27 protein-coding genes are annotated in these 24,967 nt (G+C 61.1%); 14 read left to right on the top strand and 13 right to left on the bottom strand.

Features of this window, described 5'->3' with window-relative positions; genetic code table 11:
• Nucleotides 1–124 precede the first annotated feature (124 nt).
• A complete protein-coding gene (gene glyA, locus R1T45_RS09050; RefSeq protein WP_067940144.1) occupies nucleotides 125–1,402 on the top strand; it encodes a serine hydroxymethyltransferase in 1,278 nt (425 codons plus the stop codon).
• A gap of 269 nt (nucleotides 1,403–1,671) precedes the next feature.
• Nucleotides 1,672–2,070 carry a cupin domain-containing protein gene (locus R1T45_RS09045; protein ID WP_067916484.1) on the top strand — a complete coding sequence of 133 codons (399 nt, stop codon included), beginning with the start codon at nucleotides 1,672–1,674 and terminating at the stop codon, nucleotides 2,068–2,070.
• An 18-nt stretch (nucleotides 2,071–2,088) separates the two neighbouring features.
• On the opposite strand, the gene R1T45_RS09040 is transcribed toward R1T45_RS09045, so the two are convergent.
• Nucleotides 2,089–2,463, bottom strand: a complete 375-nt coding sequence (locus R1T45_RS09040) for a hypothetical protein (protein ID WP_317390643.1) — start codon at nucleotides 2,461–2,463, stop codon at nucleotides 2,089–2,091.
• A gap of 53 nt (nucleotides 2,464–2,516) precedes the next feature.
• Between R1T45_RS09040 and R1T45_RS09035 the strand changes: the two genes are divergently transcribed.
• Nucleotides 2,517–3,293: an alpha/beta fold hydrolase gene (locus R1T45_RS09035; protein ID WP_120351697.1), complete on the top strand. Its 777-nt coding sequence runs from the start codon at nucleotides 2,517–2,519 to the stop codon at nucleotides 3,291–3,293.
• 168 nt (nucleotides 3,294–3,461) lie between these two features.
• On the top strand, nucleotides 3,462–6,821 hold the full coding sequence (carB, locus tag R1T45_RS09030) for a carbamoyl-phosphate synthase large subunit (protein WP_317390642.1): 3,360 nt from the start codon (nucleotides 3,462–3,464) through the stop codon (nucleotides 6,819–6,821).
• Between the two features lie 54 nt (nucleotides 6,822–6,875).
• Here carB and R1T45_RS09025 read toward each other — a convergent pair whose 3' ends face one another.
• From R1T45_RS09025 to R1T45_RS09015, 3 genes are read right to left on the bottom strand one after another with little or no spacing between them, the layout of a single operon-like run.
• Complete coding sequence (locus tag R1T45_RS09025) at nucleotides 6,876–7,439, bottom strand: TadE/TadG family type IV pilus assembly protein (RefSeq protein ID WP_132444303.1); 564 nt, start codon at nucleotides 7,437–7,439, stop codon at nucleotides 6,876–6,878.
• Nucleotides 7,436–7,966, bottom strand: coding sequence for a TadE/TadG family type IV pilus assembly protein (locus R1T45_RS09020; RefSeq protein ID WP_120351700.1), 531 nt, complete (start codon nucleotides 7,964–7,966; stop codon nucleotides 7,436–7,438). Before R1T45_RS09020 ends, R1T45_RS09025 begins: the two co-directional genes overlap by 4 nt.
• Nucleotides 7,963–9,681: a TadE/TadG family type IV pilus assembly protein gene (locus R1T45_RS09015; protein ID WP_317390641.1), complete on the bottom strand. Its 1,719-nt coding sequence runs from the start codon at nucleotides 9,679–9,681 to the stop codon at nucleotides 7,963–7,965. The genes R1T45_RS09020 and R1T45_RS09015 overlap by 4 nt, the downstream gene beginning before the upstream one ends.
• A 418-nt stretch (nucleotides 9,682–10,099) precedes the next feature.
• On the opposite strand from R1T45_RS09015, the gene R1T45_RS09010 reads away from it, so the two are divergent.
• Both R1T45_RS09010 and R1T45_RS09005 read left to right on the top strand, forming a co-directional pair.
• Nucleotides 10,100–11,224, top strand: coding sequence for a beta-ketoacyl-ACP synthase III (locus R1T45_RS09010; RefSeq protein WP_317390640.1), 1,125 nt, complete (start codon nucleotides 10,100–10,102; stop codon nucleotides 11,222–11,224).
• An 87-nt stretch (nucleotides 11,225–11,311) separates the two neighbouring features.
• Complete coding sequence (locus tag R1T45_RS09005; protein WP_120351703.1) at nucleotides 11,312–11,893, top strand: thymidine kinase; 582 nt, start codon at nucleotides 11,312–11,314, stop codon at nucleotides 11,891–11,893.
• Here R1T45_RS09005 and R1T45_RS09000 read toward each other — a convergent pair.
• The 5 genes from R1T45_RS09000 to R1T45_RS08980 all read right to left on the bottom strand — a co-directional run bounded on the left by R1T45_RS09000 (nucleotide 11,890) and on the right by R1T45_RS08980 (nucleotide 15,069).
• Complete coding sequence (locus R1T45_RS09000; protein ID WP_317390639.1) at nucleotides 11,890–12,840, bottom strand: D-glycerate dehydrogenase; 951 nt, start codon at nucleotides 12,838–12,840, stop codon at nucleotides 11,890–11,892. The two genes, R1T45_RS09005 and R1T45_RS09000, sit on opposite strands and share 4 nt — an antisense overlap.
• Nucleotides 12,837–13,175: a tRNA-binding protein gene (locus R1T45_RS08995; RefSeq protein WP_317390638.1), complete on the bottom strand. Its 339-nt coding sequence runs from the start codon at nucleotides 13,173–13,175 to the stop codon at nucleotides 12,837–12,839. The genes R1T45_RS09000 and R1T45_RS08995 overlap by 4 nt, the downstream gene beginning before the upstream one ends.
• Nucleotides 13,168–13,983, bottom strand: a complete 816-nt coding sequence (proC, locus tag R1T45_RS08990; RefSeq protein WP_120351705.1) for a pyrroline-5-carboxylate reductase — start codon at nucleotides 13,981–13,983, stop codon at nucleotides 13,168–13,170. The genes R1T45_RS08995 and proC overlap by 8 nt, the downstream gene beginning before the upstream one ends.
• Before the next feature lie 31 nt (nucleotides 13,984–14,014).
• A complete protein-coding gene (locus tag R1T45_RS08985) occupies nucleotides 14,015–14,515 on the bottom strand; it encodes a YbjN domain-containing protein (protein WP_067622761.1) in 501 nt (166 codons plus the stop codon).
• A 311-nt stretch (nucleotides 14,516–14,826) separates the two neighbouring features.
• On the bottom strand, nucleotides 14,827–15,069 hold the full coding sequence (locus tag R1T45_RS08980; protein WP_067622764.1) for an accessory factor UbiK family protein: 243 nt from the start codon (nucleotides 15,067–15,069) through the stop codon (nucleotides 14,827–14,829).
• Between the two features lie 94 nt (nucleotides 15,070–15,163).
• On the opposite strand from R1T45_RS08980, the gene lgt reads away from it, so the two are divergent.
• The 5 genes from lgt (at nucleotide 15,164) to R1T45_RS08955 (ending at nucleotide 19,261) form a co-directional block, all read left to right on the top strand.
• Nucleotides 15,164–16,048 (top strand): prolipoprotein diacylglyceryl transferase, encoded by an 885-nt coding sequence (gene lgt, locus R1T45_RS08975; RefSeq protein WP_317390637.1) that lies wholly within the window; start codon nucleotides 15,164–15,166, stop codon nucleotides 16,046–16,048.
• Nucleotides 16,045–17,103 carry a class I SAM-dependent methyltransferase gene (locus R1T45_RS08970; RefSeq protein WP_317390636.1) on the top strand — a complete coding sequence of 353 codons (1,059 nt, stop codon included), beginning with the start codon at nucleotides 16,045–16,047 and terminating at the stop codon, nucleotides 17,101–17,103. Before lgt ends, R1T45_RS08970 begins: the two co-directional genes overlap by 4 nt.
• Nucleotides 17,100–17,855, top strand: coding sequence for a peptidoglycan editing factor PgeF (gene pgeF / locus R1T45_RS08965; RefSeq protein WP_120351709.1), 756 nt, complete (start codon nucleotides 17,100–17,102; stop codon nucleotides 17,853–17,855). Before R1T45_RS08970 ends, pgeF begins: the two co-directional genes overlap by 4 nt.
• 270 nt (nucleotides 17,856–18,125) lie before the next feature.
• On the top strand, nucleotides 18,126–18,269 hold the full coding sequence (locus R1T45_RS08960) for a hypothetical protein (RefSeq protein WP_317390635.1): 144 nt from the start codon (nucleotides 18,126–18,128) through the stop codon (nucleotides 18,267–18,269).
• 272 nt (nucleotides 18,270–18,541) lie between these two features.
• A complete protein-coding gene (locus R1T45_RS08955; RefSeq protein ID WP_317390634.1) occupies nucleotides 18,542–19,261 on the top strand; it encodes a Hint domain-containing protein in 720 nt (239 codons plus the stop codon).
• Nucleotide 19,262: 1 nt separating this feature from the next.
• On the opposite strand, the gene R1T45_RS08950 is transcribed toward R1T45_RS08955, so the two are convergent.
• The gene (locus tag R1T45_RS08950) at nucleotides 19,263–19,763 is read right to left on the bottom strand and encodes an Lrp/AsnC family transcriptional regulator (protein ID WP_040700523.1); all 501 of its coding nucleotides are present in this window, start codon (nucleotides 19,761–19,763) and stop codon (nucleotides 19,263–19,265) included.
• 215 nt (nucleotides 19,764–19,978) lie between these two features.
• Between R1T45_RS08950 and trxB the strand changes: the two genes are divergently transcribed.
• Nucleotides 19,979–20,983, top strand: a complete 1,005-nt coding sequence (gene trxB, locus R1T45_RS08945) for a thioredoxin-disulfide reductase (RefSeq protein ID WP_067622778.1) — start codon at nucleotides 19,979–19,981, stop codon at nucleotides 20,981–20,983.
• Between the two features lie 193 nt (nucleotides 20,984–21,176).
• Entirely contained in the window at nucleotides 21,177–22,889 is a 1,713-nt protein-coding gene (locus R1T45_RS08940; RefSeq protein ID WP_317390633.1) for a bifunctional sulfate adenylyltransferase/adenylylsulfate kinase, read from the top strand.
• A 59-nt stretch (nucleotides 22,890–22,948) separates the two neighbouring features.
• Here the strand turns inward: R1T45_RS08940 and R1T45_RS08935 are convergent, their stop codons facing one another.
• The 3 genes from R1T45_RS08935 to R1T45_RS08925 form a co-directional block, all read right to left on the bottom strand.
• The gene (locus R1T45_RS08935) at nucleotides 22,949–23,827 is read right to left on the bottom strand and encodes a PhzF family phenazine biosynthesis protein (protein WP_317390632.1); all 879 of its coding nucleotides are present in this window, start codon (nucleotides 23,825–23,827) and stop codon (nucleotides 22,949–22,951) included.
• A gap of 79 nt (nucleotides 23,828–23,906) precedes the next feature.
• Nucleotides 23,907–24,125: a DUF1150 family protein gene (locus R1T45_RS08930; protein ID WP_007119022.1), complete on the bottom strand. Its 219-nt coding sequence runs from the start codon at nucleotides 24,123–24,125 to the stop codon at nucleotides 23,907–23,909.
• A 4-nt stretch (nucleotides 24,126–24,129) separates the two neighbouring features.
• Complete coding sequence (locus tag R1T45_RS08925) at nucleotides 24,130–24,543, bottom strand: Hsp20 family protein (protein WP_067267324.1); 414 nt, start codon at nucleotides 24,541–24,543, stop codon at nucleotides 24,130–24,132.
• A 163-nt stretch (nucleotides 24,544–24,706) separates the two neighbouring features.
• On the opposite strand from R1T45_RS08925, the gene R1T45_RS08920 reads away from it, so the two are divergent.
• Nucleotides 24,707–24,931 carry a YdcH family protein gene (locus R1T45_RS08920; protein ID WP_007119020.1) on the top strand — a complete coding sequence of 75 codons (225 nt, stop codon included), beginning with the start codon at nucleotides 24,707–24,709 and terminating at the stop codon, nucleotides 24,929–24,931.
• The last annotated feature ends 36 nt before the right edge of the window (nucleotides 24,932–24,967 follow it).

Raw genomic sequence — 24,967 nt, 5'->3', positions numbered from 1 at the left:
CACATTATTCCGCGCGCCACCAGTGTTGACGCACATATCTTGCAACCTGTCGGTTTACAGCCTTCACCTCGGCCCGCGTTTCCGATAGGCAACACGCGAAACCAGCCCCAATGAGGATCCCCTGATGTCCGATTTCTTCACCAAATCTCTTGCTGATTCCGACCCGGCCCTCGCCGCTGCGATTGACGCCGAACTGGGCCGCCAGCGCGACGAGATCGAGTTGATCGCCAGCGAGAACATCGTCTCTGCTGCGGTGCTCGAGGCGCAGGGCAGCATCATGACCAACAAATACGCCGAAGGCTATCCGGGCCGTCGCTATTATGGCGGATGCGAGCATGTCGACGTGGCCGAGAACCTTGCTATCGAACGCGCCTGCGCGCTGTTCGACTGCGCATTCGCCAACGTCCAGCCGAACTCGGGCAGCCAAGCAAACCAAGGTGTCTTTACCGCGCTGCTGCAACCCGGCGACACCATTCTGGGTATGAGCCTTGATGCCGGGGGTCACCTGACCCACGGGGCCAAGCCGAACCAATCCGGCAAATGGTTCAACGCCGTACAATACGGTGTGCGCAAACAGGACAACCTGCTGGATTACGATCAAGTTGCCGAACTGGCGGCTGAGCATAAGCCCAAGATGATCATCGCCGGTGGCTCCGCCATTCCACGCCAGATCGACTTTGCCAAAATGCGTGAGATTGCCGACAGCGTCGGCGCCTACCTGCTGGTCGACATGGCGCATTTCGCGGGTCTCGTGGCGGCGGGTGAGCACCCCTCCCCCTTCCCGCATGCGCATGTGGCCACCACAACCACCCACAAAACCCTGCGCGGCCCGCGCGGCGGCATGATCTTGACCAATGACGAAGCGATCTCGAAAAAGATCAACTCCGCCATTTTCCCCGGCATTCAGGGTGGCCCCCTGATGCATGTGATCGCAGCCAAGGCCGTGGCCTTTGGCGAAGCACAGCGCCCCGAGTTCAAAACCTACGCCAAGCAGGTCATCGCCAACGCGCAAGCGCTGTCGGACCAGCTGATCAAAGGCGGCCTCGACACCGTGACACATGGCACCGACACCCATGTGGTGCTAGTCGATCTGCGCCCCAAAGGCGTGAAGGGCAATGACACCGAGAAGGCTCTGGGCCGGGCGCATATCACCTGCAACAAGAACGGCGTGCCGTTTGATCCCGAAAAGCCGATGGTAACCTCGGGCATTCGTCTCGGCTCCCCTGCAGGCACGACGCGCGGCTTCGGTGAGGCCGAGTTCCGCCAGATCGCCGATTGGATCATCGAAGTGGTCGACGGGCTTGCGGCCAATGGTGCTGAAGGCAATGCCGAGGTTGAGGCGAAAGTCGCCGCCGAAGTCGAAGCGCTGTGCCAGCGTTTCCCGATGTATCCGAACCTTTGAGAAGTTTGGCCCTCGCAGCGATGCGGGGGCCTTTCTTTGCCCGGAATCAAGGCGCCCTGCGCCGCCGGGCAGCGCCCGACCGCCCCATGGGCGGGCGCTTCTGCGACGAAGCACGTCAAATCACCCCCACATCAAACTTGAGAAATAAAGTGGTCTCGGCGCGGTTGCGATGCCCACCCGCGGTCGGGCGCTGCCCTCTGATGCTCTGTCACGCTCCCCCTTGCCGATCCCCCCTCCCCGCGCCACATTCTTCTGCAAAGGAGAACCGCATGATCATTCACCCCAAAGGCAGCCGCCCCTCTGAACCCGGCCCCGAAGATTACTTCACCGGAGAGGTCGAGATGGCCCCGCTGATCTCTGCCCCGGCCCCCGCCCGCCTGCGCGGGGTGACGGTGACCTTCCAGCCCGGAGCGCGCACGGCGTGGCATGTCCACCCCTTGGGCCAGACCCTGATCGTCACCGAAGGCACCGGCCGCGCCCAGACCGAAGGCAGCCCGGTGCAAACGCTTAACAAAGGCGATGTCGTCTGGTTCGGCCCCGGAGAGAAACACTGGCACGGCGCCGCGCCAGACAGCGCCATGACCCATATCGCCCTGCAAGAGGCGCAGGTCGGCGAGGCTGTCGAATGGATGGAAAAGGTGACGGACGCGGATTACGACCCGGCCTAAGCCCTTGGGCGCGGCGGCTTAAACGTAGCCGCGCCACCAAAGCCAGATCACGAAGCCCACGAAAACCACGAGGATGTTAAAGGCCACCACCGCCAAACGATCCAGAATGATCCCGCGCCGCCGGGCCTTGGGGTCGATCTCACGCAGATGCGCCGTGACCCGGTTGAAGGCCGCCCAAACGGGGGCATCCTCCAGCTGACGGGCGATATGAGGGTTTGCGACCAGATGTTCGGTCTTGCTCAGCAACACCCCATCGCCGCGAATGCCGCGCGGCAGTTCCGGCCCGGTGCGGTGAAACGCCTCGCGCAGATCGCGGGCTTTGATGCGCAGCCGATCCTCGAACAGGGGGCGCAGCGCCTCGGCGCGGGTGTTGAAATCTTGGCGGTCAATCATGCGCGCATCTAATCGCTCTGGTCCCCGGGCTGCAATGCCCGTAATTTGACCGCATGTTGAATTACACCGAATATGGCGAAGCCGCCGCCGACCGTCCGTCCCTGTTTATCGTTCATGGCCTCTATGGCTCTGGCCGCAACTGGGGCGTCATCGCGAAACGTCTTTCCGACAATCGCCACGTCGTCACGGTGGACATGCGCAACCACGGCAGCAGCCCGCATCACGACACCCATAGCTATCCCGAGATGGCGCAGGACCTGGCCGAGGTTATCACGCATCTGGGCGGCCCGGTGGACATCTGCGGTCACTCCATGGGCGGCAAGGCGGTGATGATGCTGGCGCTGACCCAGCCCGATCTGCTCCGCCGGGTGATCGTCGCCGATATCGCGCCCGTCACCTATGGGCACACACAGCAGATGTTCATCGACGCCATGCGCGGCGTGGACCTCACCCAGATCGAACGCCGCTCGGACGCCGAAGCGCAACTGGCCACAGCCGGGGTAGAGCGCGCGTTGCAGAGCTTCTTTACCCAATCGCTCGACGTGCCCGGAAAACGCTGGCGGCTGAACCTTGACGCACTCGAGGCTGAGATGCCCAAGATCATCGGCTGGCCCGATGATGTGAGCGGGCAATTCGAGGGACCGACCCTGTTCCTCTCGGGGGGGGCCTCGGACTATGTTCAGCCCGAACACCGCGAGGCGATCAAGGCGCTTTTCCCGCAAGCGCGCTTTGCCAAAATTCCCGGCGCGGGGCATTGGCTCCACGCGGAAAAACCGCGCGAGTTCGAGGCGACGCTGCGCATCTTCCTTAATACCGAAGGGTCTGACTAGCCAAGCTGATCCCTTCAGCAGCCCCCTAAGGCCCCCCGGATCGTTGCCCTTGAGGGGGTGAAGCCACAGCGCCACCCTTATTTCTCGGGCCGTGATGGCCATTCCCCCCTTGCAGCCAGAGCCGCCTTGCCTATAAGGCAGGACAATTTGCAAATTTAGGGGGCCGCCATGCCGAAACGTACCGACATCCAGTCGATCATGATCATTGGTGCGGGGCCGATTGTCATCGGACAAGCCTGCGAGTTTGACTATTCCGGCGCTCAAGCCTGTAAGGCGCTGAAAGAGGAAGGCTACCGCGTCATCCTCGTCAACTCCAACCCGGCTACGATCATGACCGATCCAGGGCTCGCCGATGCCACCTATATCGAGCCCATCACACCTGAAATCGTCGCCAAGATCATCGAAAAAGAGCGCCCCGATGCGCTGTTGCCCACCATGGGCGGCCAAACCGGGCTGAACACCTCGCTCGCGCTCGAAGAGATGGGCGTGCTTGAGAAATTCGGCGTCGAGATGATCGGTGCCAAGCGCGAAGCCATCGAAATGGCCGAAGACCGCAAACTCTTCCGCGAGGCGATGGACCGTTTGGGCATCGAAAACCCCAAAGCCACCATCGTCACCGCGCCCAAGCGCGAGGACGGCAAGAAAGACCTCGCCGCTGGCGTGAACCTCGCCCTTGAGGCGCTGGAATACGTCGGCCTTCCCGCGATCATCCGCCCCGCCTTTACCATGGGCGGCACCGGCGGCGGCGTGGCCTACAACCGCGAGGATTACGAATTCTACTGCCGCTCGGGCATGGATGCCTCGCCGATGGGGCAAATCCTCGTCGATGAGTCGCTGCTGGGCTGGAAAGAATACGAGATGGAAGTGGTGCGCGACACCGCCGACAACGCCATCATCGTCTGCTCGATCGAGAACATCGACCCGATGGGCGTGCATACCGGCGACAGCATCACCGTGGCCCCGGCCCTGACGCTCACGGACAAAGAGTACCAGATCATGCGCAACCACTCCATCGCCGTGCTGCGCGAGATCGGGGTGGAGACCGGCGGCTCCAACGTGCAATGGGCCGTGAACCCCGCCGATGGCCGCATGGTCGTGATCGAGATGAACCCGCGCGTTTCGCGCTCCTCGGCGCTGGCGTCCAAGGCCACCGGCTTCCCCATCGCCAAGATTGCGGCGAAGTTGGCCGTGGGCTTTACGCTGGACGAGCTCGACAACGACATCACCGGCGTCACACCCGCGTCTTTCGAGCCGACCATCGACTATGTGGTCACCAAGATCCCCAAATTCGCCTTTGAGAAATTTCCCGGAGCCGAGCCTTACCTCACCACCGCGATGAAATCGGTGGGCGAGACCATGGCCATCGGCCGCACCATCCACGAAAGCCTGCAAAAGGCGCTGGCGTCGATGGAATCGGGCCTCACCGGCTTTGACGAAGTGGCCATCACCGGTCTCAACAGCGACCTGCCCGGCGACGCGCCAGAGAATATGGCGGCGCTGATCAAAGCCGTGTCGGCCCCGACCCCTGACCGGATGCGCACCATTGCCCAAGCGATGCGTCACGGCATGTCCGACGACGATCTGCACGCGCATACCATGTTCGACCCGTGGTTCCTTGCCCGGATCCGCGAGATCATCGAAGCCGAAGAGGGCATCCGCGCCAGCGGTCTGCCCGACGATGCAGATACCTTCCGCGAGTTGAAAATGATGGGCTTCACCGATGCCCGGCTCGCCATGCTGACTGACAGCCGCGAGGCGCAGGTTCGCGACGCGCGGCTTGCTCTCGGCGTCAAAGCCGTCTTCAAACGCATCGACACCTGCGCCGCCGAATTCGAAGCGCAGACCCCCTACATGTACTCCACCTACGAAAGCCCGCTGATGGGCGAGGCGGAATGCGAAGCGCGGCCATCGGACCGCAAGAAGGTCGTCATCCTCGGCGGTGGCCCGAACCGCATCGGCCAAGGCATCGAGTTTGACTACTGCTGCTGCCACGCCTGCTATGCGCTCACCGACGCGGGCTATGAGACCATCATGGTCAACTGCAACCCCGAGACGGTCTCGACCGACTATGACACCTCGGATCGCCTGTACTTTGAGCCGCTGACCTTTGAACACGTGATGGAAATCCTGCGCGTCGAGCAGGAGAACGGCACGCTGCACGGCGTCATCGTTCAGTTCGGCGGCCAGACCCCCTTGAAGCTTGCCAATGGCCTGCAAGAGGCCGGCATCCCGATCCTCGGCACCACGCCCGACATGATCGATCTGGCCGAAGACCGCGAGCGTTTCCAGCAGCTTGTGCTGAACCTTGACTTGAAACAACCACACAACGGCATCGCCCATTCCGACGCCGAAGCGATGGAAATCGCCAAGGAAATCGGCTTTCCGCTGGTGATCCGCCCCTCCTACGTTCTGGGTGGCCGCGCGATGGAGATCGTCCGCGATCAGGCCAGCCTCGAGCGCTACATCACCAATGCGGTGGTCGTGTCCGGCGACAGCCCGGTGTTGCTCGACAGCTACCTGTCGGGCGCGGTCGAGCTGGATGTCGACGCCCTCTGCGACGGCGAGAATGTGCATGTCGCGGGCATCATGCAGCATATCGAAGAGGCGGGCGTTCACTCCGGCGACAGCGCCTGCTCCCTGCCGCCCTACTCGCTCCCGCGCGAGATCATCGCAGAGGTCGAAGAGCAGACCCGCGCGCTGGCAAAAGCGCTCAACGTCGTGGGCCTGATGAACATCCAGTTCGCGGTGAAAGACGGCGAGATTTACCTCATTGAGGTCAACCCCCGCGCCTCGCGCACCGTGCCCTTCGTGGCCAAAGCGACGGACAGCGCCATCGCCTCCATCGCCGCGCGGATCATGGCCGGGGAGCCGCTCAGCAACTTCCCGCAGCGCCCGCCCTACCCCGATCAGGCCGCATATGAAGACACCCTTCCGCTTGGCGATCCGATGACACTGGCCGACCCGAATATGCCGTGGTTCTCGGTCAAAGAAGCGGTGCTGCCCTTCGCCCGTTTCCCCGGCGTCGACACGCTTTTGGGGCCGGAAATGCGTTCCACCGGCGAGGTCATGGGCTGGGACCGCGACTTCCCCCGCGCCTTCCTCAAGGCGCAGATGGGCGCTGGCAACCCACTGCCGCGCAACGGCTGTGCCTTCCTCTCGGTCAAGGACGCCGACAAGGGCCAAAACATGCTGGAGGCCGCGGAAATCCTGCTGGACCAAGGCTTTACCTTGATCGGCACCCGCGGCACCGCGGAATGGCTCACCGCCAATGGCCATGCCTGCGATGTGGTGAACAAGGTCTACGAGGGACGCCCCGACATCACCGACATGATGAAAAACGGCGATGTACATCTGGTGATGAATACCACCGAAGGCGCGCAGGCGGTCGAAGACAGCAAGTCGATCCGCTCTATCGCGCTTTACGACAAGATCCCCTACTTCACCACCGCCGCAGGTGCCCATGCCGCGGCACTGGCGATCAAGGCGCAGGCCGAGGATGCAATCGGTGTGAAAGCGCTTCAGGGGTAAGAAATCGGGGCTGTCCATTGGGCAGCCCCTTTTTTCAGGCGGCGCAGTGCCCGCTTAGCTGATGACGCACCTTATCCAGCAAAGCTGGGGCGCGAAACGCATCCTTGTGGCATGCGACACGCTGACCTCTTTGGCTTCCAAGCCGATCTGCGCAATCGGTTCGTGGGTAAAACTTGTCTCGACCAGCACCAGACGGTCGCCATCGGCCATCAGCGGCACGCGCTCACGCGAGAGACCGGCGATAAAGTCGAGATCAAGCAGGCTGTCCAGACCGATCCCCTGCGAGAAATCCACCGCGAGGATCCGACGGCCCAGACTGTCACAGTCCAAAATGCAGCGCACCTGAGTGATCCGCAAAGAGACCTCATACCCGGTGAGTTGCTCTGCGACCGATTGCAGCCCCAAGAGGTCATTGGCGGTGATTGGCGTCGTCTGGCGCGACAGGCTGTCGGCGATGACGGCGGTGGCATCGGTCGCCATCCCGCGCACCCGAAAGGCATCCGTGAAGGTCAGCATCGCCATGATCGACCAAACCAGCAAAGGCAGCAGCACCAAGAAGGCAATCGTCTGGCTGCCCTCTTCGGACTGGAAAAAACGCTTTAAAGAAATCGCCCTCATCCGCGTGGCTCCGTTACGAAAGCGGTTGTGACCCGCACGCCGTATTGCCCGTCGGAGCCTTCGGGCAGTTGACGGCCTAAACCGGTCCCCGGCAAAAGTGGCTCAAAAAGACGACATACGCGCATCATCATCAGATTGTTCTGCTGGCCGGGCAGAAAGCCGTTTGCCGGGTCGAAATCTTCGTCCCGGTCCACGCAAGGCGCAGGGCCGCCCAAGTCAGCCCAATCGGCAATCGGCAAGGCGCGCATCTCGATCCGGATATTCTCTAGGCAGCCCGCATCAAAGACCGAACGCTCGCAAATCAGCGCTTTCATCGCGTCATAGCCCGGCGTGGCGCCAGTCGCCAAACGCACGTCCCGCACGGCCAAATTGGTAGCACGGCGCAGCATGATCTCACGCGCGCTCCACAGACCGGTCTCAAGCGCAAGGAAGAAGAAGTAAAAGACCAGCGGTAACAGGATGACGAACTCAACGGTGACCCCGCCCGCCTCGGACCGGCGAAAGCGGTCTTTGAGAAAGCGGATCATTTCGTCAGCCTCAGCATAGAGATGGACGCGGCGATCATGTCGAATGCGGTTTGGATTTCCAAACCCTGAACGTCGAAGTAATGGGCCTCGGATGAGGCGCAATCCTTCAGGAGGTTGAGTGAGTTGGTACTGTCGACATCCATGCCGATGGAATAGACCACGACCCCAGCGGTATTCGCGACACCGCAGATTTGGCGGAGGCGTCGGTCCTTCTCCCCAGAATCTACGGTCCAATGTATATCATTCCATAGGCGGTTCTTATAGGTGCTAGCCGTGTACCATTCTCCCCACCAATTCGGATTGAAACGGCGTCCATACAGAAAGTACCCATAGTAACTCGGCGACATTTCTGCCCAGACTTCAGGCCAATCCATACGTTCCTCCCGCGCAGAAGCGCGGTCCCGAAAATCAGGATGTTCAATAAGCCGCCGATCGTCCCACATCCGGGAAGAGCCAAACGGATATGTCCCATAGAAATACGATTCAGGATACCTTGAGTCGCTATCATACTGTCCGGAAGTTTCTGAAGTGATGGCTGTATAATACTGATTTTGCCCAACCGTGGTCTTTATGATATCGGAAGCACCTGAGGCGTACGCTGTTCGAAGACGATACTCGGCGTTGTTCGCACCGTCCGTCATCAAGACCAAAACCTTCATGCTGTTATCGGCATCGAATTGATGAGGGCGGCCTTGGAAAAGGGGATCAACCTGTCCCGCAGTGATAAGCGCTCCAATTGGGGATTGCGCGGAAGGATCAAGAAGCGCCAATCCCCACTTAGCACCGACATCAATAGAGGTGGAGCCTTCATCGGTTAGGGCCCTAATCTGGGCTTGAAGTTGTGAAACGGAACCCGATAAAGGCGTGATCGGAAAGCCAGCATCGTGCCTGCAAACCCACTGTCCCGGTCCAGTATATGGGTACGGATCATCCTGCTCCCGGAGCCCACCCATCATAAAATGGCCCGCCCGCTGGAGTTGTTCATTCGGATCGATCGACAGATTCGCAAAATCACTACCAGCAAACTCGATACAATGGGAATAATCGTGCTCTTGGGTAGTGGAATATTGATTTAGCAGCGCCTCGCCAGCGTTTACTTGGGTCGCATAGGGCACGATAGAAATCGACACCCGCCCCTCCTCGGAATCGCTCAGGATCGTCTCAACAAAATCACTGGCCGCATTCTTGAGCAGATCAAGCTTTATCTGCCTACTGCCATCGCTGGTCTCCCACCCCATTGAGCCCGACACGTCGAGCACGAGCGAAATCTCGATATCTTCCACCCGCTCGGTCGCCTCTGACGTGATCGTCATGCCAAGCGTGTCGATGTCGAAAAATCGAAAGAAATAGGTGTTCAGCCCGGCAGGAAGCGAGGCTTCGACCGTCCGCCCCACCAAAATGCCGCCGATCTTTTCTTCGCTCGTGTCGATCGCCACCTCGGATGGGTCAAGCCCCGCAGACGTCAGGTAGCTGCGCACGACCTCTTCGGGGTCGAGGTTTTGCGACAGGCTGGCCGCGGCCAGCACGGCATTGTCGAGGTGGGTCTGAAATGTGGTCCGCGTCCGCTCGTGGTTCGCCAGATCCACGGCCAGACCGCCAAAGATCGTAATGCCGAAAAACACGACCAACATGAGGACCAGCATCCCGCCGGCCTCGTCCTTGGAAAAACGCTTCACTCGATCGAAAAGCATTCGACTAATAACTTTGCGCCTCATGACACCTCTCTTTTTCGGAGGTTGAATTCGTGAGCAAATTCTGTGCTCTAGGCTGCAGCATCCGTCATTGATGGACCTGTAAATCACGCACCGAAATGGCCGCTGCCCTGAAAAAAATCTGTCTGTTCTTGTTCAATTAATGATTACTAACGAGCGATCACTGCGCCCTGCTGGTTGCATAGTCAAGCCAGCGCGTATCGTCATAGGCGATCAAATTTTTCAACTGTAGCGGCATTCACACGCCTGCCACCTCAAAGCCGTGGCAAGTCCCGCGCGGTTTCGCTAAAGTATGGAACCTGCACCTTGCTGCCCCCTGCGTCAGCGTGCGCCGACCATGACAACGGCCCCTTGCAATTCCACCGGGGCTGCTCAGCTTTAGTAGACCAGCCACGCCGTTGGAGAGAAAGGGATCACACCGATGTATCAAGCCGCTATCACCGGCACGGGCGTTTTCACGCCTCAGCAAACCATTACCAACGCCGAACTGGTCGAAGCCTTCAACGCCTATGCCGACCTCTACAACGCCGAGAATGCCGAGGCGATCGACGCGGGCACCCTAGAGGCCAAGGCGCATTCTTCGGAAGAGTTCATCGTCAAAGCCAGCGGCATCGAGCAGCGCTATGTCATGGACAAATCCGGCGTGTTGGACCCCAATGTCATGCATCCCCTGCTGCGCCAGCGCGCGGATGAGGAACCCTCCCTGATGGCGGAAATGGCCGTTGATGCTGCGCAAAAGGCGCTCGTTGCCGCTGGAAAGACCGCCGATGATGTGGATGCGGTGATCTGCGCGGCTTCCAATCTAGAGCGCGCCTACCCCGCCGTGGCCATCGAAATTCAAGAGCTTCTGGGCGTGAAGGGCTTTGCCTTCGACATGAACGTGGCCTGTTCTTCGGCCACATTCGGCATTCAGGCGGCGGCGGATATGATCCGCTCCGGCTCCATCCGCTCCGCCCTCGTGGTGAACCCGGAAATCTGTTCCGCCCACCTCGAATGGCGCGACCGGGATTGCCACTTCATCTTTGGCGATGTCGCCACCGCCACGCTGCTGGAGCGTGCCGAAGATGTCGAAGGCCCCTGTTTCGATGTCATCTCAACCCGCTGCGCAACTGAGTACTCCAACAACATCCGCAACAACAACGGCTTCCTCCGCCGGTCCCGCCCCGACGGGCTGAGCGACCGACGCGACATGCAGTTCATGCAGAATGGGCGCAAAGTGTTTAAGGAAGTGTTGCCCATGGTGGCCGATCATATCGGCGGGCATATGGCCGACAATGGGCTGGAGTCCGACGACCTTAAACGCATTTGGCTACATCAGGCGAACAAATCGATGAACGATTTCATTGGGCGCAAGGTGCTGGGCCGGGAGCCTGAGCTAGGCGAACAGCCCAACATTCTACAAGACTACGCCAACACCTCCTCCGCTGGGTCGATCATCGCTTTCGCGAAGAATTCCGATGACCTGCAAGACGGGGACACGGGGCTGATCTGCTCTTTCGGCGCGGGCTATTCCGTCGGATCGGTGATCGTTAAAAAGCGCGGTTAACCGCCCGCGCCTTGCCCCGCCCGCCAGCGAGATCGAGGCGGGGTTTCTATCTTGATCCGCTGTCATGGGCGGCGTAACACCCTGCCCATGGCAAAGCTCTACTTCAATTACTCCACCATGAACGCTGGCAAATCCACTGTGCTGCTACAGGCGGCGCATAACTATGTGGAGCGCGGGATGGTGCCCTTTTTGCTGACCGCGCAGTTCGACAATCGCGCAGGCGAAGGGCGCATCGCCTCGCGCATCGGCATCGGGCAAGAGGCCGATACTTTTGCCCCGGGCGAAGACCTTTTGGCCAAGATCGAAAGCCGGTTAGAGCAAGGCCCCTGCGCCTGTATCTTTGTCGATGAGGCGCAGTTTCTTGAGGTCGAGCAGGTCTGGCAACTGGCCCGCGCGGTGGATGATCTGGGCGTGCCGATCATGTGCTTTGGGCTGCGGGTCGATTTCCGTGGTGAGCTTTTCCCCGGCTCTGCCACGCTGCTCGCGCTGGCCGATGAGATGCGCGAAGTGCGCACCATTTGCCATTGTGGGAAGAAAGCCACGATGGTCGTCCGCCGCGACGCCGAAGGGCAAGCGATGCGCGACGGCGCGCAGGTGCAGATCGGCGGGAACGAGACCTATGTCTCACTCTGCCGCAAACACTGGCGCGCCGCCGTGGGCGATGGCTAAACCCGGTTCGGCGGGGTGCTTCCGTCAATGAAGGCTTGTAGATTGGCCACAGCCATCAGCCCCATATCGACGCGGACCTCATGCGCCGCCGTGCCCAGATGCGGCAGCAGCACAGCATTGTCGAGATCCCGCAGCGCCTGCGGCACTTTGGGCTCGAATTCATAGACATCCAGCCCGGCGCCACCGATGCGCCCCGCTTGCAAGGCCGCGATCAACGCCGCCTCCTGCACCACATCGCCGCGGGCGATGTTGATCAGATGCGCATGGGGCTGCATCGCGCCGAGCACGGTCTCATCGATCAAATGCCGCGTGGCACCGCCGCCGGGCACGGCAACGACAAGCACATCCACGGCCTCGGCCAGCGCAGTCAGGCTTTCGACACGGGTGGCCGGGAAATCCAACTCCTTCGCGCTGCGGTTAAAATAACTGACCTGCATCTCGAAGCCATAGTGACACCGCCGCGCGATGGCCTGCCCGATCCGGCCCATGCCGACGATGCCGACCCGCTTGCCGGTCAGGTGCAGCCCCAGCATCTGGGTCGGGTGCCACCCTTCCCACGCGCCCGAGCGGACCAACCGCTCCCCTTCGCCGGCGCGGCGGGCGGACATCAGCATCAGCGTCATGGCGACATCCGCCGTCGCATCGGTGACCGCGCCGGGGGTGTTAGTTACCTCCACCCCCGCCGCGCGGGCCGCTGCCGCGTCGATGTGGTTATAGCCGACGCCAAAATTGGCGAGGATCTTGCAGCGCGGAACGGGCACATCGGCAAAGACTTCGGCCGAGAATACATCCCCCAAGGTCGGCATTACCCCGTCATAGTCGCGCAAAGCCGCGCGCATTTCATCGGCCGAGAGGGGCGCGGTTTCCTCGCGAACGGTTACTTCGCAGCCCGTCAAGGTGCTGGTGACCTCGTCGGGCAAGGGTCTGGCAATTAGTATCTTTTTCAATGCATCCGCCCTCCTTCGGGCACTTTTTGATCGGGCGACAACAGCACGATCTCTCCGCCCTTATCCGGCAGGCCAAGCACCAGCACTTCGGACATGAAAGGCCCGATCTGGCGCGCGGGGAAGTTCACCACGGCCATGACCTGCCGCCCCACCAGCGTTTCGGAGTTATAATGCGCCGTGATCTGGGCAGAGGTCTTACGCTCCCCGATCTCCGCGCCGAAATCCACCCAGAGTTTGATCGCCGGTTTGCGCGCTTCGGGGAAGGCTTCGGCCCGGGTCACGGTGCCGACGCGAATGTCGACCTTGAGAAAATCGTCAAAAGTGATCTCAGCCATTGGCCAACTCCCGCGATCTGTCCGCGGCAGCGGCCACGGCGCGTTTCAACAAGGGCGGGAAGCCTTCGGCCTCATCCATCAGAACCTCAAGCGCCGCTTGGGTGGTGCCATTGGGGCTGGTCACGTTGACGCGAAGCTGGGCGGGGTCTTCTTCGGCCTGCATCGCCAGCGCCCCTGCCCCGGCCACGGTCGCCTTGGCCAATTGCATGGCCAGTTCTTCGGGCAAGCCTTGGGCCACACCGGCGGCGGCCATGCATTCGATCATGTGAAAGACATAGGCTGGGCCCGAGCCGCTGACCCCCGTGACCGCGTCGATCTGCGCCTCTTCGGTCAGACGCACGACCTCACCCACGGCGCTGAGCAGGGTCTCGGCCTCATCCAAAGATCGGCTGCCCGCCTTGGCGTTGCCAACGATGGCGGTGATCCCTTTGGAAATGGCAGCGGGGGTATTGGGCATGGCCCGCACGATGGGTGTGTCGCCGCCAAGGACGCTTTCGAAATAGCCGATGGTGGTGCCCGCTGCGACGCTGACGAATAGCGTCTCGCCGTTGCCCATCGCCTGAAGCGTCGGCAGCGCATCCGCCATCATCTGCGGCTTGACCGCCACCAGCACCACGGCCGGAGCGGCAGGCAGCGTGGCGTTAAGGTTCACGCCCGCGCTTTGCAGCCAATCGGAGGGCTTGGGGTCCACCACCCAAACCGAGCTTGCAGGCAGTCCCTTTGCCAGCCAGCCTTCCAACATGGCCGATCCCATTTTGCCACAGCCCAGCAAAACCAAGCCGTCGCGCGCCACTCTGCCGTCTTTCATCGTCATCCCCCGAAGTTGTTCGGGGACTTTGTTACGCGCGGCCGTAAGCCTCTGCAATGGCGACGTCCATCGCGGCCTTGGGGGTTTGATCGCCCCAGACGAGCAATTGCAGCGCGGGGTAGTAGCGTTCGGCGCTCATGACAGCGGCACCGATCATCGTATCAATCTGCTCTGGCCCCGCGACCTGCCCACCGGCCAGCACCAAGCCGTAACGGTAGACCATCAACTGCTGATCCGGCCAGAAACTGAACGCCCCCGCCCAGCATTGATCGTTGACGAGGTTTAACAATTCGTAAAGCTGAGGCAGTTTTTCGGCAGGCGGCTCCATCTCGAAGGTGCAAATCAGGCGCAGCGTTTCGTCATAGGCAGACCATGCCAGCGTGATCGAATAGGTTCGCCATTGGCCTTCGACAGCCATGGCGATCTGGTCATCCGCCACGCGGTCAAACTCCCAATCATGGTGCGCCGCGATATTTTCAACGATATCAATCGGGTGAACGTCTTCTTCAAGGTAATGCTCGGACAGGGCCATTTCGCCACCTCTCAATCTGTTCCACGGGGCGGGACGTGGCCCACCATTCATGGAAGCCTGCACAAATAGGCGTGTAGGTTCACATCACCTATACAAGATATGGTGCTTCTAGCGGAACAGTCTGGCAAGGTTTTTCTTGGGGATAACCACAATTGATAGGGGATAACCGCAATAACTTGTGGGTAAATCGCGGAAAACGTCTACAATTTGGAGAGAGGTGCTGCGCCGGGGCATAATTAGCCTCAGTCGGCGCGGAGGATCGCCGCCCCAACCTTGGGGGCGGCAGATCAGATTTGGCCTGGGCTCGGGCCTCAGCCCTTGGTTTCGAGCTTGTCGAGCCGCGCTTTCAGCGCTTCGTTCTCTTCGCGGGCCTTTTGCGCCATGGCACGCACCGCGTCGAATTCTTCGCGGGTGACAAAATCACGATCAGCGAGCCAACGGTCGAGCATGCCCTTCATGGCAGTCTCGGCCTCATCCTTGGCACCTTGGGCGACGCCCATCGCGTTTGTCATCATCTGTGAGACGTCATCGAAAAACTTGTTACGGGTCTGCATGTCTGGCCTCCGGAGGTTTGTTAGCCTCTATATGGGGCGCGAAGCCCTTACTCGCAAGGTTGACTTCCCCGCGTGGCCTTGCTCAATCAGCACCATGATAGCAATGCTCCCCTTCCCCGATATCGCGCCGGAAATTTTTTCGGTTAACCTGTTTGGTGCCACCTTCGCGCTGCGCTGGTATGCGCTGGCCTATATCGTGGGCATTCTGCTGGGCTGGCGCATCGCCACCGCGGCGGTCAAACGCCCACAACTGTGGAAGAATGACACGCCCGTCATGAAGCCCGGTCAGGTCGAGGACCTGCTCTTTTGGGTCATTCTGGGCGTCATTCTTGGCGGACGGTTGGGCTATGTGCTGTTTTACCAACCGGCCTATTACCTGTCGAACCCCGCCGCCATCTTGCAGCTCTGGGAGGGCGGCATGTCCTTCCATGGTGGGGCGCTTGGGGTCATTCTGGCCGGGCTCTTCTATACTTGGCGGCATCGCATCCCGGTGATCTCGACCGGAGATATGGTGTGTTTGGGGTTGGCGCCGGGCCTGTTTCTGGGGCGGCTGGCGAATTTCATCAACGCCGAGCTCTGGGGCCGTCCGACCGATCTGCCTTGGGGCGTGGCCTTCCCCGGCGAGGCAGCGCAGTTCTGCCCCGACGTGGCCGGCATCTGCGCCCGGCACCCCTCGCAACTCTATGAGGCGCTGCTGGAGGGGCTGGTCTTGGGCGGCGTGCTGATCTGGATGGCATGGAAACGCGGTGCGCTGAAAATGCCCGGCCTGATCGGCGGCACCTTCCTTGCGGGCTATGGCGCGGCACGTTTCGCGGTTGAGTTCCTGCGCCAGCCAGATGCGCAATTCGTCACCCCCGGCAACCCACTGGGGCTGGCGTGGCATATCGGCGGCTGGGGGCTGACCATGGGGCAGATCCTGTCGCTGCCGATGATCGCCGCAGGCATCTTTTTAATCATTCGGGCGCGGCGGCAGGCATGAGCCTGAAGGACCATCTGCTGGCGCGGATCGCCTTGGAAGGGCCGATGCGGCTGGACGACTATATGCAGTCCTGCCTGCTGCATCCCGACTGGGGCTATTACACGACCCGCGCGCCCTTTGGCGCAGAGGGGGATTTCATAACGGCGCCGGAGATCAGCCAGATGTTTGGCGAGTTGATCGGCCTGTCGCTGGCGCAAAGCTGGCTGTATCAGGGTGCGCCCGCGCCTTTTACATTGGCCGAGCTTGGGCCGGGGCGCGGCACATTGATGGCCGATATGCTGCGCGCCTGCGCGCAGGTGCCGGGATTTCTGGCCGCTGCGAAGATTACGCTGGTCGAAGCCTCCCCCGCTCTGCGCGACGTGCAGCGTGAGACGTTGCAAGGCCATGACATCACTTGGTTGGATAGCGCTGCAGACTTGCCCGATGCGCCGCTTTTCCTGATTGCGAACGAGTTTTTTGACGCGCTCCCGATCCGCCAGTTCATCCGCCAAGGCGCAGGCTGGGCGGAGCGGCGGGTCGGCGCGGCAGAGGGCGCGCTGGCCTTCGGCCTTGGGCCCGTGACCCCGCAGCCCGCCCTCACGCACCGGCTGGAGGATACGAAGGACGGCGATCTGGTCGAGCGTTGCGCCCCAGCGGCAGAGATCTTGCAACAGATCGGCAGCCGCATCGCAGCCCATGGCGGCGCCGCACTGATCGTCGACTATGGCGATTGGCGGGCCTTGGGCGACACCCTGCAAGCCTTGCAGAATCACGCCCCCGTAGACCCGCTGGCCAGCCCGGGCCATGCCGATCTGACCGCTCATGTCGATTTCGAGGCGCTCGCCCTCGCCTGCCCCTGCCCCCATAGCCGCGTCGTCACCCAAGGCGTTTTTCTTGAGCGTTTGGGCATCACCCCCCGCGCGCAGAAATTGGCCGAACTCCTGACCGGTGACGCGCTTGGCAGCCACATTGCCGCACATCGGCGGTTGACGCACCCGGCGGAAATGGGAAACCTGTTCAAAGTAATGGGGCTCTACCAAAAAGGTCAGACCCCGCCCCCGGGGACAGAAGTATGACGCTCGAAATTCTCACATCCGATGCGCTTGCCCCTCTGCGGCACGGGTTCTTCACCCGCCGTGGCGGCGCGTCATCGGGAGTGTTTTCCGGGCTGAACTGCGGCAGCGGCAGCTCGGACCAGTCCGAGATTGTGCGCATCAACCGCGCCCGCGCTGCCGAGGCGATGGGCCTGCCCGCTGACCACCTTGTCGGGGTGCATCAGGTCCACTCTGCCACCGTCGTCACCGTGACAGAACCGCGCGACGACAAGCCCCGCGCCGATGCGCTGGTGACCAAAACCCCCGGCATCGCCCTGTCGATCCTGACCGCCGACTGCCAGCCCGTGCTCTTTGCGGATGCGCAGGCCGGTGTGGTCGGCGCGGCCCATGCGGGCTGGCGCGGCGCGCTTGATGGGATACTTGAGGCGACCGTCGATGCGATGGTTGATCTGGGCGCCACGCGCGAAAAGATCACTGCGGTGATCGGCCCCTCGATCAGCCAGCGCGCCTATGAGGTCGGGCCAGAGTTTCTTGACAACTTCATGAGCGCCGACCCAGAGTTTGCCCGTTACTTTGCCCAAGGCGAAGGTGACCGTCTGCATTTCGACTTGCCGGGCTTTGGCCTGAACCGTCTGCGCGCGGCGGGTGTGGGCCATGCAGAATGGACGCGGCATTGCACCTATGCCGACGCCTCGCGATTCTATTCCTACCGGCGCACGACCCACGCCAAAGAGGCAGACTATGGCCGCCTGCTCTCGGCCATCACGCTCTGAACGGGGCGAGATTGGGGCGAGGGTCGCCCGTTTCATGCCGCATTACTGTCGCCAGACTGGACGTAATCGCATCCGGTTTGCTCAATTGTTTCCTGAGCTGGCGATAACTGTAGGATTTTAAACACTTTATAGATTTTGGCCTACGCGCCCCAAAGCGCCCAACTTAGCCGTCAAATTTGCGCAAGTTTCTCACCCATCGTCAAAAACCGGCCCGATTGCACTGCGATAGTGAATGGAACGATGCCCGCATGACCGAAGAGGAACCGAGCCATGAAAAAGAACCCGCGCTTCATCAAGTCCGTCGTCGAGACCGCCGCAAAGACGGACACCGTCATGCCATGGGCGCGTGGCGCGCGCCGCGCCGCCTTTATCGCAAAGCGCGCTAGCAACGCCCCGGTCCGCAAGACCGCCTGAAAAGTTTCCCCCGGTACCGGCGCCAAAGCGTCCGGTACAAATGACCGCCCCTCAGGACGTTGATTCGTTTCGGGGGGCGTTTTCCTGCAAATATGGCAGCCAAGAGCCGAGCCAAGAAACATACCGCGGTTTTAGCCGAAATTGGCGCGGGATGGGCTGTGAATATCCCGGATATTTTGACAATTCCGGCAGAACATGGCGAATTACCTGTCAGTCCGCGCCTAAAAGGGCCGCGTTCCGCCCCGCTGCGCCGGGTAGATAAGGGGTTTTGCATGACACAGACCGCCGCCACCGATCTTGAAGTTCCGCCGCCTGCGCCAATGCGCAGCTATGAAGTTGCCGCCCTGCGCGCCGATGGTTCGCTCTATATCGGGCAAGACACTGCGCCCGCCGCGCCGCTTTTCGAATCCGCCTTTGCGGCCTTCGCCCGTGGGACGCTGATCCAGACGGTGCAGGGCGACATCGCCATTGAGGACCTTCAGCCCGGCGACATGATCAATACCTCATCGGGGGAACCGGCGCGATTGATCTGGATCGGGTCCAGCAGCTTTATCCCGGCGGACAGCGGGCAGCGGCTTTCGCTGATCCGCATCATGCCCGACAGTTTCGGAGAGGGGCGCCCCAGCTCGTTCCTCACCCTTGGTCCCGCCGCACGGGTGCTACAAACGCCGCCTCACCTGCGGGCAGAGGCGGGCAGCACCCGTATGCTGACCCCGGTTCGCGGGTTTTTGGATGGGGTCAACGTGATTGAGGTCGCCCCGCCGACCCCGGTGCGCCTGTTCCATATCTGCCTGTCGCGCCATGCGGCGATCAAGGCAGGCGGGTTGGAGATGGAGACCTTTCACCCCGGTGCACAGGCTCTGCGCGACGCCGCGCCCAACCTTCGGGATCGGTTTCTGTCAATGTTTCCGCAGATCGCGCATGCGACGGATTTCGGCCCCCTCGCCCATCCCCGCGCGCCTGAAACCACAGAAGACAGCCCAAAGGACTGATTCAGGGCGCGGTCGACAGCCGCGCTTCCAGCACGTCGAAGGGCACGCCGGGATCATCCTTGGCCCCACGGATCACAAGGCTCGTCTTTACGCTTTCCACATTCGGCGTCGTCAGCAATTGCCCCGTGAGGAAGCTTTGAAAACTCGACAGGTCCGGCGCCACGCATTTCAGGATGAAATCAACCTCACCGTTGAGCATATGGCACTCGCGCACCAACGGCCAACCGCGACATTTCTCTTCAAAAGCGCTCAGATCGGCCTCGGCCTGACTGGCAAGTCCGACCATGGCGAAAACCTGCACCTCAAAGCCCAGTTCGCGCGCATCTACATCGGCGTGATAGCCTTTGATGTAGCCTTGTTCTTCCAGGGTGCGGACCCGGCGCAAACAGGGCGGCGCAGAGATGCCCACGCGCTTGGCCAGTTCGACATTCGTCATCCGGCCATCCGATTGCAATTCGGCCAAGATCATCCGGTCGATCGGATCTAGTCGTGTACCCGCCATATCATCCTCAGTGAATTTTCGATTCTTATAGCAGCCTGCGTGGTACGCGCAATAAAGTTTCACGCAGGCGCAATATTCTTTATCTCACCCATCGAGCCGATCCAGCCGCCTGCTCACGCAAGCGTAATGGCAGGGCGGTGACGGTGGGGGTTTAACGGCTTCCCCGCTATCGCTATATGAGGCGGGCAATATCAATGACAGCCCGGGGGCGCCAGATGGCCGAGACACGTAAAACCAAGGTACTGATCATCGGCTCCGGCCCTGCGGGCTACACCGCCGGGGTCTACGCGAGCCGCGCCATGCTGGAGCCGATCCTCGTTCAAGGGATTGAGCCCGGCGGCCAGCTGACCACCACCACCGAGGTCGAGAACTGGCCCGGCGACAGCGAGGTCCAAGGCCCCGACCTGATGATCCGCATGCAGGACCACGCCAAGGCGATGGGCACCGAGATCATCGGCGACATCATCACCGATCTCGACCTCTCAAGCCGTCCGTTCCACGCCAAAGGCGACAGCGGCACGACCTATGTCGCCGACGCTGTGATCCTTGCCACCGGGGCGCGGGCCAAATGGCTGGGGCTGGAGAGCGAGGAAAAGTTCAAAGGGTTCGGCGTGTCGGCCTGCGCCACCTGTGACGGCTTTTTCTACCGGGGCCAAGAGATTGTGGTGATCGGCGGCGGCAACACCGCCGTGGAAGAGGCGCTGTTTCTGACCAACTTCGCCTCCAAGGTCACGTTGATCCACCGCCGTGATGAGCTGCGCGCTGAGAAAATCCTGATCGACCGGCTGATGAAGAACCCCAAGATCGAGCCGCTGTGGTTCCACGAGCTTGAGGAAGTCTATGGCACCGACAGCCCGCTGGGCGTCGAAGGCGTGAAGGTTAAACACGTTAAGACCGGCGAAATCACTGATATCCCGGCCAAAGGTGTCTTTGTGGCCATCGGTCACGCGCCCTCGAATGAATTGGTTAAGGACACGTTGGAAACCCACATGGGCGGCTATGTCGTGACCAAACCGGACAGCACCGAAACCTCTATTCCGGGCGTCTTTGCCGCGGGCGATCTGACGGACCACAAGTATCGCCAAGCGGTGACAAGCGCTGGCATGGGCTGCATGGCCGCGCTGGAAGCTGAGCGTTTTCTGGCCGAAGTGGGCGATGATGAGGGCAAAGACACCTCCCTTCCGCTTGGCTATGGGGCCGAAGTGAAGGAAGACGTTTAAGTCAACCGAAGGCGCGGCGGAGATAATTCTGGTTTCCGCCGCCCTTGAACACCCGAATTGCAGGCCATCCCGAGATCGCGGGATAACAGCCTTTAACGATACGATTCCCCCTAGAACTATAGACTTTTTACGCCTTTTGCAGCTATGGCAGCCAAGACCGAAGCCGCCTGCCCCCTGAAGAAAAGTGATAGTTATGATGCCCAGCAACCTGACGCCGATCCCCGAACTCTATGTCTCTTACGAGTCTGCGCAGAAACTGAAGATCGAAGCCGGCAATCTGGTGAGCCTTGATCTCACCCCGCGTCAGATCTGCGATCTGGAGCTTTTGATGAACGGCGGTTTCAACCCGCTCAAAGGTTTCCTGTCCGAGGAAGACTATGACGGCGTGGTCGAGAACATGCGGCTGGCCGATGGCACGCTTTGGCCCATGCCGATCAACCTCGACGTAAGCGAAGCCTTCGCCGAAAAGCTGGAACTGGGTCAGGACATTGCCCTGCGCGACCAGGAGGGCGTGATCCTTGCGACCATGACCATCACCGACCGTTGGACCCCCAATAAGGCACGCGAGGCCGAGAAGGTCTTTGGCGCGGATGACGATGCGCATCCGGCGGTGAACTACCTGCACAATCAGGCCGGTAACGTCTATCTCGGCGGCCCGGTGACCGGCATCCAGCAGCCCGTGCACTATGATTTCCGCGCGCGCCGCGACACGCCTAACGAGCTGCGCGCCTATTTCCGCAAGCTGGGCTGGCGCCGCGTCGTGGCCTTCCAAACCCGCAACCCGCTGCACCGCGCGCATCAGGAACTCACCTTCCGTGCCGCCCGTGAGGCGCAGGCCAACCTGCTGATCCATCCGGTCGTCGGCATGACCAAGCCCGGCGACGTCGATCACTTCACCCGCGTGCGCTGCTATGAGGCGGTGCTCGATAAATACCCTGCCGCCACCACCTCGATGAGCCTCTTGAACCTCGCCATGCGCATGGCTGGCCCGCGTGAGGCCGTCTGGCACGGGCTGATCCGCAAGAACCACGGCTGTACACACTTCATCGTCGGCCGCGACCACGCTGGCCCCGGCAAGAACTCCGCCGGCGAAGATTTCTATGGCCCCTATGATGCGCAGGATCTGTTCCGCGCGCATCAGGAGGAAATGGGCATCGAAATGGTCGATTTCAAACATATGGTCTGGGTGCAGGAACGCGCTCAATATGAGGCCATGGATGAGATCAAGGACAAAGACGATGTCACCATCCTGAACATCTCGGGCACCGAGCTGCGCCGCCGCCTGCGCGAAGGGCTGGAGATCCCTGAGTGGTTCTCCTTCCCCGAGGTCGTCAAGGAACTGCGCCGCACCTCCCCGCCGCGCTCGAAGCAGGGCTTCACCGTGTTCTTCACTGGTTTCTCCGGCTCGGGCAAATCCACTATCGCCAACGCACTGATGGTCAAGCTGATGGAGATGGGCGGCCGCCCGGTGACGCTGCTGGATGGCGATATCGTGCGCAAGAACCTTTCCTCTGAGTTGGGCTTCTCCAAAGAGCACCGCGATCTGAACATCCGCCGCATCGGCTATGTCGCGTCAGAGATCACCAAGAACGGCGGCATCGCCATCTGCGCGCCGATCGCGCCCTATGCCACCACCCGCCGGGCGGTGCGTGAGGATGTGGAAAACTTCGGCGCCTTCGTCGAGGTCCATGTCGCGACCTCTATCGAAGAGTGCGAGCGCCGCGACCGTAAGGGGCTCTACAAGCTGGCGCGCGAAGGCAAGATCAAAGAGTTCACGGGCATTTCTGACCCCTACGATGTGCCGCAGAACGCCGAACTGGTGTTGGAAACCGAGAACGTCGAGGTCGACAACTGCGCGCATCAGGTGTTGCTGAAGCTCGAAAACATGGGGCTGATCGCGGGTTAAACCGCTCGGCCTTCCTAGAATGGAAACGCAGCCCCTCGGGGCTGCGTTTTGCGTTTGGGTCAGGCCGTTTCCGGCATGAAGACCTGCCCCGACATCACCACACGCCCCTGCCCCGCGACGCGCACCCCGGAGATCGCATCGCGGGGGCCCAGCACTTCGACCTCTGCCCGCCCCGGACGGCCCATGAGGTGCCCCTGTTCGGCGACAAATCGGGGGCTATCGATCAGCCCCCGCGCCCAGAGATAGGCCGCCATCGCGCCTGTTGCCGATCCGGTGAAAGGGTCTTCGGCGGGGCTGGGCGGGGCCAATAGCAGCCGCGCATAGGTATCGCCCGTCGAAGTTGCGCCGTCGAGTGTTACCCAAAAAGGCTCCATCATATCGCTGTCTTGCCCCAGATGGGCGTTGTAATCCGCCAGCGCCCGGGGATCGAGTTTCAGCCTTTCCAGCGCCCTGCGGCTGCGCAAGACCGTGATGCAAAAGGGCAACCCGGTAGAGACCACCTGCGGCTGCCCGATGATATCGGCCGGTTCCAAACCGCCCACGTCTGCGACGAGATCAACAGGCACTTCGACCCCGAAAACCGGCGCGATCTGGGTCATTGCGATCTGGGCACCGCGGACCTCTATCTCCACGATACCCGCGCCCGTCTCCAGCCGCAGCAGTCCCTCACCGATCAGCCCGCGATGGCGCAGGGCCGCGACGGTGGCGATGGTCGGATGGCCGGCAAAGGGTATCTCTCGGCTGGCGAGGTAGTATTTCACCTTGAAGTCAGCGATCTCGGACGGCCCTGTAAAGGTGCATTCTACCAAAGATGTCTCACGCACATAGGCCGTGCAAATGGCATCAGGCAGCACCGCCCCGCCATGCACCACGGCACAGCCGTTGCCCCCAAAGACCTGATCGGTGAAAGCATCCACCCAGTCGAAATCGAAATCCATACGCCCGCTCCCAATAACAAAAGGCCGCAGCGGACTGCGGCCTTGCATCGGGCTTAGCGTATCGTCGTGAATGTCGGCGTCAATGCACCATGACCGGGCGGTAGTCATGCTCACGTGCCAAAGAGAACGCGAGCTTTTGATCGCCAACCAGCGCCAACTGCTGCCCTTCGGCGTCATGGACCGCATAAAGAAGCTCGAGCCCTTCTGCCTGATCGCGCACTTCGCGCGGCAGATCAGCGACAGCGATCGTTTTGACATAGACCATACGGTCATTCCCGTGGGTGATTGCGTCTTGCATGATATTACCCCTTCTTGATCTTGATGGTTTGAACCACTGTTTCAGGCTTGGCGCGGGTCAGGTCGACATGCAGCAGACCATTCTCCATAACGGCTTCGCCCACATCGACCCCATCGGCCAGTACGAACGAGCGCTGAAACTGTCGCGCAGCGATCCCACGGTGCAAGAACACCCGGTCTTCGCCATCGTCAGACTGACGCCCACGGATCACGAGCTGTCTATCCTCAACTGTTATCGAGAGATCCTGTTCCGAAAAACCCGCAACCGCCAGTGTGATCCGGTAGCTGTAATCAGAGGTCTGCTCGATGTTGAACGGCGGATAACCTTCGTTTCCGGCCTTGGCGCTGCGTTCCAGCACCCGTTCCAATTGTTCAAACCCCAGCATGTGAGGGTAAGAGGCAAGCGTTAGTTTCGTCATGCGACACGTCCTTATCAGGTCAAGCGACAGTGTTTCACAGGCCCCGCAACCGGCAACCCGTTGCATTGAATATGGGGGGGCTTAAGCAGGGGCGCAAGGGCTATGCCAAATGATCTCAAGCGCTTATATTCAAGGTTCAGATGCCCAACGGAATCACCTACCCATGAATGCCCCTACCGATCTGTCGATGAAAACGGATGAAGTGCTGCGTGTTGAGCTTGAGGTCTTCCGACGGGAACATCGCGATCTGGATGACGCCATCCACGCTCTTGTTGAAAAAGGAACTGGCGATCAATTGACCCTGCAGCGGCTGAAAAAGCGCAAGCTGCGGCTCAAGGATCTTATCGCCCAGATCGAAGACCGCCTGACCCCCGATATCATCGCCTAAACTTTGATCTCTGTTGCCTGCGGCAATCATCGTTGC

This window comes from Sulfitobacter sp. LC.270.F.C4 (assembly GCF_032922545.1).
In the GTDB taxonomy this organism is placed as follows: Bacteria; Pseudomonadota; Alphaproteobacteria; order Rhodobacterales; family Rhodobacteraceae; genus Sulfitobacter; species Sulfitobacter profundi.
This window is presented reverse-complemented; position numbering and strand designations above follow the sequence as displayed.